Origin of the sequence: Dietzia sp. E1, from assembly GCF_014145015.1 — a bacterium.
In the GTDB taxonomy this organism is placed as follows: domain Bacteria; phylum Actinomycetota; class Actinomycetes; order Mycobacteriales; family Mycobacteriaceae; genus Dietzia; species Dietzia cinnamea_A.
In genome coordinates this window covers 1-9,727 of record NZ_JAALDU010000383.1, presented here as the reverse complement: position 1 = coordinate 9,727, position 9,727 = coordinate 1, and the positions used below count along the sequence as shown (strand labels likewise).

The window sequence follows — 9,727 nt, the reverse complement described above, 5'->3', positions numbered from 1 at the left end:
CTGTCTCGGGCAGGACCAGACGGACCCGACGCGGCGGAAGACGTGGGGCCGGGCGCGCGGTGGGTCAGTCGGTGGGGCGGACGACCGCGACCGGGCACGGCGCCGTCTGCAGCAGTCGCCGGCTCACCGAGCCCAGCAGCAGGCCGGCGAAGCCGCCGTGGCCCCGCGAGCCGGTGACCAGCAACGACGCGCCCGCGGCTTCCTCGGCGATCGTGACGGCGGGCTCACCGACGACGAGGATGAGCTCGACCTCGACACCCGGGTGGCGGGCCTCGTGCGGCGCGAGTGAGTCGAGGACCTCCTTCTCGTCCTCGGCGATCACGCTCTCGGCCAACCGGTCGAGGTCGAACAGCGAGGCCCCCGGCAGCCGGGGCACCTCGACAGAGTGGATCGCCCGGAGCCCGGTCCCGCGGCGCTCGGCCTCGGAGAACGCGTATGCCACGGCGGCGCTGCTGGCCTCCGAGCCGTCGGCGGCCAGCACGACCGGGCCCTCGGTGGGGTCCGCGGGCGCGTGCGGCGTGATGACGATGACCGGGCAGGTCGCGTGTTCGACGACCCCGGCGGACGTCGAGCCCATCGCGAAGTCCTCCCGCACGGTGAGCCCGCGGCTGCCCACGACGATCGCCGACGCGCCGCGGCCGGCCTCGACCAGTGCCCCGACGGGACTGTCGGCGATCACCCGGTAGGTGGTGGGGACGTCGCCGACGAGATCGGCGAGCTGATCGCGCATGGCGCCCTCGACGTTGGCGCGGGCGGTGTCGTCGAAGGCGACCACGCGACCGACGGCGCGGTCGGCCGAGATCACCTCGAGCGGGGTGTCCAGCCCGCGGGCCCGGGCGGCGGCCCAGGCCACGGCGCGACGGGAGTCCTGCGAGCCGTCATAGCCGCACACGATCGGTCCGGTGGCGCTCTCCGTCATGGGTTCCTCCTGCGCGTTCTCGGGGCTCCCGTCAGCTTCTCGGGTCGCCCGTCAGCCTAGTCGTCCGCCGCCGGCCTCCGGCCCTCTGCTCGCTCCGCGCGGCCCCGGCCGGCCGCTCGAGTAGAGGACGTCTCAAAAGGGATGAATTCTGTTTCTGGACTAGTTCCAGAAAGTCGGCTATGGTGAGTGCTATGACGACAGCAGAGGAACTGGGAGCACTGCTCCGACAAGCCGGATTGAGGGTCACCTCGCCGCGCCTTGCGGTCCTCGACGTCGTCGCCGGTCGTCCCCATATCGCGGCGGAGGATGTCGCCTCCCTCGTCCGGGAACGACTGGGCGCGGTGTCCACGCAGACCGTCTACGACGCGCTGCGGGTGTGCACCGAGGTCGGTCTCATGCGCCGTATCGAACCCGCCGGCTCGCCGGCGCGGTACGAGCGACGCACGGGGGACAACCACCATCACCTCGTGTGCCGGCACTGCGGGCGCATTGAGGACGTCGAATGCGCGGTCGGGCACGCACCCTGCCTCTCCGCCGACAGTGACCACGGCTTCAGGATCGACGAAGCAGAGGTCAACTACTGGGGCACATGTCCCGAATGTCGGGCGAAGCAGTCCGCGCTCGTCTAAGACTGAGACCCAGATCACATCCACTCCACACCACTCACCCGAGGAGCATCACGACGTGACCGTTCACCCCGCCGACCGCGGCGTTCGCGACTTCCAGCCCGGCTCGCACACCACCACCGACAGTGGCCAGCCCGTCCCCAGCGACGAGTTCAGCGCCCAGGTCGGCAAGAGCGGCCCGCAGGCGCTGCACGACTTCTACCTCATCGAGAAGCTCGCCCACTTCAACCGCGAGAACATCCCGGAGCGTCTGCCCCACGCCAAGGGCTCGGGCGCGTTCGGCGTCTTCGAGACCACCGAGGACGTCTCGGACATCACCTGCGCCGGCCTGTTCCAGAAGGGCGTCAAGACCCCGATGCTGGCCCGCTTCTCCACCGTCGCCGGTGAGAAGGGCAGCCCGGACACCTGGCGCGACCCGCGTGGCTTCGCCCTGAAGTTCTACACCGAGGAGGGCAACTACGACCTCGTCGGCAACAACACCCCGATCTTCTTCATCCGCGACGCCATCAAGTTCCCGGACTTCATCCACTCGCAGCGCCGAAAGAACGCCTCGGGCCTGCGCAACCACGCCATGCAGTGGGACTTCTGGACCCTGAGCCCCGAGTCCACGCACCAGGTCACCTGGCTCATGGGCGACCGCGGCATCCCCGCCACCTGGCGTCACATGGACGGCTTCGGCTCGCACACCTACCAGTTCATCAACGCCGAGGGCGTGCGCCACTGGGTGAAGTTCCACTTCAAGACCAACCAGGGCATCAAGAACCTCACCCAGGCCGAGGCCGACAAGTTGGCCGGCGAGAACGCCGACTACCACCGTGAGGACCTCTACGAGGCCATCAAGAACGGTGACTACCCGTCCTGGGACCTGCACGTCCAGGTCATGCCGGTCGCCGACGCGGCCACCTACCGGTACAACCCGTTCGACCTGACCAAGACGTGGTCGCAGCGCGACTACCCGCTGCGCAAGGTCGGCACCATGACGCTGAACCGCAACCCGCAGAACCACCACGCGCAGATCGAGCAGGCCGCGTTCGCGCCGACCAACATCGTCAAGGGCATCGGCTTCTCGCCCGACAAGATGCTGCTCGGCCGCGTCTTCGCCTACCCGGACATCCAGCGCTACCGCATCGGTGCCAACTACCAGCAGGTCCCGGTCAACCGGCCGCTCTCGGAGGTGAACTCCTACTCCAAGGAGGGCGCCATGCAGTTCGAGTTCCCGCACCCCGCGCAGGCCGAGTACCACCCCAACTCGCTCGGCGGGCCGGCGGCCGACCCCGCCAAGGCCTACGACCTCGGCGCCTGGGACGCCGAGGGCACCGAGATCTTCCGCGGTGACCTCACCCCCCACGCCGATGACACGGACCAGGTCCAGGCGACGATCCTGTACCGCGAGGTGATGAACGACGAGGAGCGCGAGCGCCTGGCGGCCAACATCGCCGGCCACGTGTCCGCGATCCACCCGGACGAGACCGAGCTGCTCGAGCGCGTCTACGCCTACTGGGCCGCCGTCGACGAGGGCCTGTGCCAGGCCGTGAAGGCCGGCGTCGAGGCCGGCCCGCGCGGCAACCACCGGCTGCAGGACTGACGGCAGTCAACAGAACGGGCATACTGGGAACGTCCAGTGCACGATCCGATTCACTTCCACGACCCAGAGAACCGGGTCAGAAGGGAGCCATGATGGCTGCTGATTCGAATGGTCTGTTCACCTCGTTCGTCCCCGCCGAGGCTCAGGAGGCCGTGACGAACGCCCTGCAGGAGTCGCTGGTCGACCTGATCGACCTGTCGCTCGTCGCCAAGCAGGCGCACTGGTCCGTCGTCGGCCCGCGTTTCCGGAGCATCCACCTCGCCCTCGACGAGGTCGTCACGGACGCCCGCGCCTTCGTCGACGAGGTGGCCGAGCGCGCCACCGCCGTCGGCGTCAGCCCGGACGGCCGCTCCGCGACGGTCGCGGCCAACAGCGCGCTCGACGAGGTCTCGGCCGAGTTCACCTCGGACGACAAGGTCGTGCTGGTCATGACCGAGGCCCTCGAGGCGGCCATCAAGCGCCTTCGGGCCAACATCGGCAAGGTCGGCGACGACCCGGTGACCGAGGACCTGCTCATCGGCATCAGCGCCCGGCTCGAGCAGTTGCACTGGATGTGGCAGGCCCAGTCGGTCTGATCGGCTCGGCCTGACCCTCCCGCCCACGAGATCCGCTACTCCGCCTACGGATCCGCGCCCCTCACACGGGTAGCGGATCCCGCGGCGGGGTAGCGGATTTCGTCATTTCGGCCGGGGACGACGACGAGGTGGGCTCACACCCCGGCGGCGCCCGGTGTCAGCCGGACCGGGCCACCGCCAGCGCCTCGTGGTCGGCGATAGCGCGACCCGACCGGCGCATGAGCACGGTGAACATCTCGTCCCCGCGGGGCGTGCGCGTCCCGTACATCCACCCGAAGATCCCCAGCACCGGCGTCTGCAGCAGCCCGTAGACGTAGTCGTCCCAACACTCGTCCGCCGAGTAACCGGTGACCCCGTGACCGAGCAGCGCACGGTGGTACTGCGCGACGATCTCGCGCTCCGCGGACCGCCGGTCGCCCACCGTGAGGCTCGAGCCGAGGAAGCCGCCCAGGTCCCGACCGGGCAGGCCCACCGCCAGCGTCTGCCAGTCGCACGCCAGCGAGGGACGGCTCCCGACCGGGTCGACCAGCATGTTGTCGGCCCGGTAATCCGCGTGCAGGAGAGCGAACCGCTCGGCCCGCCCACTGGCCCACTGTGCGATCAGCGGGGCGATCCCGGCCATGATGCGGCGCTCGTCGTCGTCGAGCCCTCCCCCGAGCTCGGAGAGGAACGCCTCCACCGCCGGCCCGCCGAGCTCCTGCAGCGTGACGTTGTCCTCGACCGTCGGCACCGACAGGCCCTCGACGCGTCGCAACTCCGGGTCGCACCACCGCGGCCCGTGCAGGCCCGCGAGGTTGGTCGCGCAGTCCACGGCCTGTTCGATGGACAGGCCGGTGAGCTGGTCGCCCTGCACCAGCGGCGAGACGTCGTCCAGGACGAGCGTGAACTCGCCCTCCCGCTCGCCGAGTTGCGCGAACCGCGCCCGCGGCACGCGGACGGCGACGGTCGGCGCGAGGTCGCGGTAGAACAGCACCTCGCTCCGGTACACGCCGTGCAGCAGCGGGCGCATGCCCTCGTCGGGATTCGGCAGCTTGACGAAGAGCGTCGGTGGCAGCCCGTCGCCGTCGACGTGAGCGCGCACGCAGCAGCCGATCTGGCCCGTGCCCACAAGCTCTGTGCGCACCGACCGGACCTCGGTGCCGAGCGCCTCCGACAGCCACGGCGCCGTCACCTCCTCCGGCGTGCAGGCCACCCGGGGGTTCGACGCGACGCTGGTCATGACGGCAGGTCCTCTCGTGGGCGGGCGGTGTCCGGTCGCTCGGCGGCCTCTGCTGCGTTCGCTGCCGTGTCCGCTGCGCTGGCGTCGCGGCGCGACCGGATCCGGCCAGGGTTGGCGTCGAGATGGGCGAAGCGATCGGGGTCCCGTCGACGCCGCCACTCGGCGAGCACCGGGGCGAGCTCGTCGGGCGTGGCGCCGTGCAGCACCACCGAGTCCGCGCCCAGCGCGAGTTGTCCTTCGATCCGGTCCGCGCAGTGTGCGGCGCTGCCCACCGCGGCGGTGGCGAGCCACTCGTCGGGCAGGACGTCGGCCGCGTGGCGGAGCAGGTCGAGGTCGTCGGTCGCGTCGAGCGCACCGGAGTGTGCTGACAGTCGTTCGTCGGCGCGGAATCGCTCGAGCCCCGCCGGGTCCCAGTCGTTGACGCGGACCAGGACGTCGCCGTAGCCGGTGAGGTAGGTGGCCAGCCGCCCGACGAGCTTGCGTAGTCGCGCCGCCTCGTCGAGCGAGTCCTCGATCGTCGCCATCACGGACCAGACGCGGACGCTCGCGGGATCGCGGCCAGCACGCTCGGCAGACTCGCGCACCAGACGCACGCAGCGCTCGACCGCCGCATCGGACATGAAGGTGTGGAGCACGACCCCGTCGGCGATCCGCCCGGCCAGCCGCAGCTGGTTGTCGCCCATCGCCATGAGCAGCACGGGGATGTCCTCGTCGAACGAGGAGTCCTGCGCAAGGTACGGGTAGCTGCCGGCGGGTCCGTCGTGACCGATCACCGCGCCGCCCGCCCACAGCGTCCGGAAGAGGCCGATCGCGTCCTCGAGCTGTGCGGAGGTCACGTGCGGCAGGCCCATGATGTCGAACAGCATCGGGATCCCGCGCCCCAGCCCGAGCGCGTAGCGGCCGCCGGACATCCGGTGCAGCGTGGCGGCCATGGTGGCGGTGACCAGCGGGTGGCGGGTGTTGTGGTTGGTAGCGGCGGTGCCCACGCCGATCCGGCTCGTCGCGGCCACGGCGGCGCCGGCCATCACCGCCGCGTCCTTGAGCGCGAACCGCTCCGAGAGCAGGATCGAGCCGAGCCCCAGCTCCTCGGCGCGGGCGGCCTCGGCGAGGAGGTCCGCGGGCGCGGCGCTGTGCCCGGCCAGGCCGTAGCAGGCGAGTTCGGGCATGAGATTGTCGGTGGCATCGTGCGGCATGGGCACCCTCTGGCGGCGGACCGTCACCCGGGGTCGGGTGGTGAGGGTCACACTAGCGGCCGGGCGGACCTGGCGGTCGGTTCCCGTCGCTGACCGTGGGGAGCCGGTCAGTTCACCGCTACAGGCCCAGCACCGCCCGGGCGATGAGGAAGTACACGACGAGCCCCGTGGCGTCGACGAAGGTCGTGATGAACGGATTGGAGAACACGGCCGGGTCCGCTCGGACGGCCTGGGCGAGCAGCGGCATGAGCCCACCGACGGTCGCCGCGATCGTGCACAGCGCCAGTAGCGTGAGCCCGATGACCAGGCCGAGGTCGGCGTCGTAGACGAGCCCGGTGACCGCGGAGCCCACGGCGCCGAGGATGACGCCCAGCGTGAACCCGGCCCGGATCTCCTGGCCGAGCACCCGCAGGGCGTCGCGGGGGCGCACGTCGCCGAGCGCGAGCGCACGGGTGACCGTGGTCGCCGCCTGGTTACCGGTGTTGCCGCCGGTGCCGATGATGAGCGGGACGAACAGCGAGAGCGCAACCACCTGCTCGATGGTCGCCTCGAACACCTCGAGGACCTGCACGGTCAGCGCGGCGCCGAACGCCAGCACGAGGAGCCACACGACGCGGGAACGCACCAGCGTCCGCACGGGCGTGGCGAGGTAGGGGCGCCGGAGCGGTTCGGAGCCACCGGCGCGGGCGGTGTCCTCGGTCTCGGCGTCCTCGAGGATGCGCAGCGCGTCGTCGAAGGTGAGGATCCCGACCAGGCGGTGCTCGTCGTCGACGACCGGCAGGACGATGAGGCGCTCGTCGGCGGAGCGGCGGGCGGCGGCCTCCGCGGACTCGCGGGCGCGGGCGGTGACCGCCTCGTTCATGAGTTCCCGCACGGGCGTGCCCGGCTCCGCACGCATGATCGCGCGCAGTCCCACGATCCCGACCAGTCGCCGTTGGTCGTCGGTGACGGGGATGGCGTAGATCGTCTCGGCCTGGTCGATCCGTCGCCGGACCCGCTCGAGGGTCTCGCCGGCGGTGACGTCGGGGTGGGTGGAGACGAACTCCGGGCTCATTCGCCGGCCCACCGAGCCGGTGGGGTAGTCGAGCACTGCGGCGGTGAGCGCCTGCTCGGCGTGGTCGAGCTCCCGCAGGAGCCGCGTGGCGACGTGGGCGGGGAGCTCGTCGACGAGCCCGGCGCGGTCGTCGGGGTCGAGGTCGGTGAAGAGCTGGTTGACCCGCTCCGCGTGCAGGTCCCGGATCAGCTCGGATTGCAGCGGCGGGTCGAGCGCCTCGAAGACCACCAGGGCCGTGCCCTTGGGCAGGAGCCGGAAGACGACGGCCCGGTCCCTCGCGCCGCTGCGCTCGAGGACGTCCACGACCAGTGACGGCGGCAGGGCCTCCACCATGGCCGCCGCGGCGTGCAGGTCACCTGCGCCGACGAGTGAATCCAGCCGTCGTGCGGCTTCGGCCGGGTCGCGGTCGGACATCGCCCACGGCGAGCGCGCATCCTCCGGCCCGGTCATATCAATCCTCGTCGGCGATGTCGTCGTAGGCGGTCAGCGGGTCGAGTCGACCGTCGGCGCGGTAGGCGGCGCGCGCGAGGGTGATGGAGGCGACCGTGGTGACGACCACCGTCGCGCCGAGCGCCACCAGTGCCATGAGAGTCGCCATCCAGGTGAACCCGGTGGTCAGCTCGTGAACGTACGCGGACAGGATGAACAGCATCATGCCCAGGCCGGTCGCCACGGACAGGATGTTGATCCGGGTGAGCGCGTCGCCGGCACGGGACATGGTCACCGCGGCCACCAGGAAGCACAGTGATCCGAGCAGCGCCAGGACGCCGATCAGCAGGTCCGTGAGCATCGAGGTGTCCATCGCCGTCACCGCTGTCCCCGGGAGAGCAACCGCGCGAGCGCGACGGTCGAGAGGATCCCGATGAGAGAGCCGAGCATCACGACGTCCAGCGCCACCGCGGATCCCTGGCGGATGACGAACAGCACGAACAGCGCCACCGCGCAGAAGTAGCTCAGATCGGCCATGACGGCGCGGTTGGCGTCTCCGGGCCCACGCACGGCCCGGACGGCCGCGACCACCATGCTCGCGACGACGATCACGGTCGACACCGCCAGGAGAATAGTCAGGAGCGGACTCACGCGTCATCACCTCGCAGGACGGACAGCACCCGGTTCTCCGTCTGACCGAGCAACTCGATCATCTCCTCCCGTGGACCGCCCAGCACCACGTGGACCCACATCTCGTCGTCGCCGATGACGGTCACGAGCGTCCCCGGCGTGACGGTGATGGCCCACGCCAGCGCGGTGATCTCCACGTCGGTGCGGCAGCGCATGGGGTACCGCACCAGCACCGGGGTGCCGATGGGGCCGGGCGTGACGGCCTCCTTGGCCAGCGCCCACGACGACAGGACGACGTTCCACAACAGCCAGGCCAGGACCACCGGGGCCCGCAGCACGCGACGCATCACGGGCGGCCCCCGATCGTCGACTCCGTCATCGCGTCCGGCCCGCCGAGAACCGCCGCGACGTACGCGTCGGTGTCCACGAGGCCGGCGACCGCCCGGTCCACCTCGGGCGCGACCGCCCCGTAGCCGAGGAACAGCGCCACCGAGACGGCGGCGAGTGCGCCACCGGGCACGAGCAGCCTCGTCGGCACGCGGCGAGTCGGGCGCACCTCGTCGTCGTCCCCGTCACCCTGCACGTCCTCGTCGCAGGGATCGGCGTCCCCGGAGTGTCCGGACGGCGGGCCGCCCCACATGGCGCCGCGCCACAGCCGGAGCATGGCGACGAGGCCGATGAGGGAGGCGACCAGGACGACGACGACGGTGACGACGCCCCACGCCCCGCCCGCCCCGAGGGCGGCGTCGATGACCTCGAGCTTGCCGATCAGTCCCGAGGTGGGGGGCAGTCCGACGAGGGCCGCGATCGCGATCACGATGAGGACGGCCAGCGGTCGCTCGCGATACCACAGCCCGGACAGCCCGCCGAGCTGCCCGCTGCGGTAGACGTGCTCGGCGGCGCCGAACAGCGTCACCAGCGCGCCGATGGTCACCATGTGGTGGATCATGTAGACGATCGCGCCGCCGGGGGCCTGCGCGACGGCCAGGGCGGCGAGGATGACGCCGACACCGGAGACCATCTGCCACGCGAGGATCTCGCGCGCACCGACCGGGGCGGCCGAGGCGATGGCGCCCCACAGCGTGGTCACGAGAGCGACCACCAGCAGGACGCGACCCCACGCCGGGTCGAGGTCGAACACGGTCGCCCAGATGCGGATCACCGCGTAGAGGGCGACCTTGGTGTGCAGTGCGGAGAACAGCGCCATGACGCCGGAGGAGGTGCCGGGGTAGGCGCGGGGGAGCCAGCCGTGGACCGGGACGGCGCCGGCCTTGATGCACAGCGCCATGAGCACGACGCCGAGCGCGGCGCCGACCCGGCCGTCCTCGCGTGCCGCTCCGGCGAGCACCGCGAGGTTCACGCTGCCCGCGGACGCGTAGACGAAGCCGACGCCGACGAGCAGGAGCGTGGAGGTCAGCAGGTTGATCACCACGAACAGGCGGCCCACGCCGAGCCGGCGCCAGGTGCCCGTCATGGCGATGAGCGCGTACGAGGGCA

Annotated in this window: 11 protein-coding genes; 3 read left to right on the top strand and 8 right to left on the bottom strand. The window is 71.3% G+C overall.

Going from position 1 to position 9,727, the window contains the following annotated elements:
• Positions 1–64 precede the first annotated feature (64 nt).
• Positions 65–919, bottom strand: a complete 855-nt coding sequence (locus G6030_RS12490) for a universal stress protein (protein WP_182643336.1) — start codon at positions 917–919, stop codon at positions 65–67.
• A gap of 191 nt (positions 920–1,110) precedes the next feature.
• Here G6030_RS12490 and G6030_RS12485 point away from each other — a divergent pair, with 191 nt between their 5' ends.
• The 3 genes from G6030_RS12485 to G6030_RS12475 all read left to right on the top strand — a co-directional run bounded on the left by G6030_RS12485 (position 1,111) and on the right by G6030_RS12475 (position 3,705).
• Positions 1,111–1,548: a Fur family transcriptional regulator gene (locus tag G6030_RS12485; protein ID WP_182643335.1), complete on the top strand. Its 438-nt coding sequence runs from the start codon at positions 1,111–1,113 to the stop codon at positions 1,546–1,548.
• A gap of 55 nt (positions 1,549–1,603) precedes the next feature.
• A complete protein-coding gene (locus G6030_RS12480) occupies positions 1,604–3,130 on the top strand; it encodes a catalase (RefSeq protein ID WP_070722321.1) in 1,527 nt (508 codons plus the stop codon).
• 89 nt (positions 3,131–3,219) lie between these two features.
• Positions 3,220–3,705 (top strand): DNA starvation/stationary phase protection protein, encoded by a 486-nt coding sequence (locus tag G6030_RS12475; protein ID WP_061227580.1) that lies wholly within the window; start codon positions 3,220–3,222, stop codon positions 3,703–3,705.
• 157 nt (positions 3,706–3,862) lie between these two features.
• Here G6030_RS12475 and G6030_RS12470 read toward each other — a convergent pair whose 3' ends face one another.
• The 7 genes from G6030_RS12470 to G6030_RS12440 form a co-directional block, all read right to left on the bottom strand.
• On the bottom strand, positions 3,863–4,924 hold the full coding sequence (locus tag G6030_RS12470) for a phosphotransferase (protein ID WP_182643334.1): 1,062 nt from the start codon (positions 4,922–4,924) through the stop codon (positions 3,863–3,865).
• Entirely contained in the window at positions 4,921–6,117 is a 1,197-nt protein-coding gene (locus tag G6030_RS12465) for a TIGR03857 family LLM class F420-dependent oxidoreductase (RefSeq protein ID WP_182643333.1), read from the bottom strand. The genes G6030_RS12470 and G6030_RS12465 overlap by 4 nt, the downstream gene beginning before the upstream one ends.
• 118 nt (positions 6,118–6,235) lie before the next feature.
• Entirely contained in the window at positions 6,236–7,621 is a 1,386-nt protein-coding gene (gene mgtE / locus G6030_RS12460; protein WP_241724339.1) for a magnesium transporter, read from the bottom strand.
• Between the two features lies 1 nt (position 7,622).
• A complete protein-coding gene (locus tag G6030_RS12455; protein ID WP_063972202.1) occupies positions 7,623–7,973 on the bottom strand; it encodes a monovalent cation/H(+) antiporter subunit G in 351 nt (116 codons plus the stop codon).
• A gap of 5 nt (positions 7,974–7,978) precedes the next feature.
• Positions 7,979–8,251 (bottom strand): monovalent cation/H+ antiporter complex subunit F, encoded by a 273-nt coding sequence (locus G6030_RS16890; protein WP_206680908.1) that lies wholly within the window; start codon positions 8,249–8,251, stop codon positions 7,979–7,981.
• Positions 8,248–8,577, bottom strand: a complete 330-nt coding sequence (locus tag G6030_RS12445; protein WP_063972203.1) for a Na+/H+ antiporter subunit E — start codon at positions 8,575–8,577, stop codon at positions 8,248–8,250. The genes G6030_RS16890 and G6030_RS12445 overlap by 4 nt, the downstream gene beginning before the upstream one ends.
• The coding region (locus tag G6030_RS12440) for a proton-conducting transporter membrane subunit (RefSeq protein WP_182643332.1) at positions 8,577–9,727 on the bottom strand (1,151 nt) is incomplete at its 5' end. The genes G6030_RS12445 and G6030_RS12440, both read right to left, overlap by 1 nt.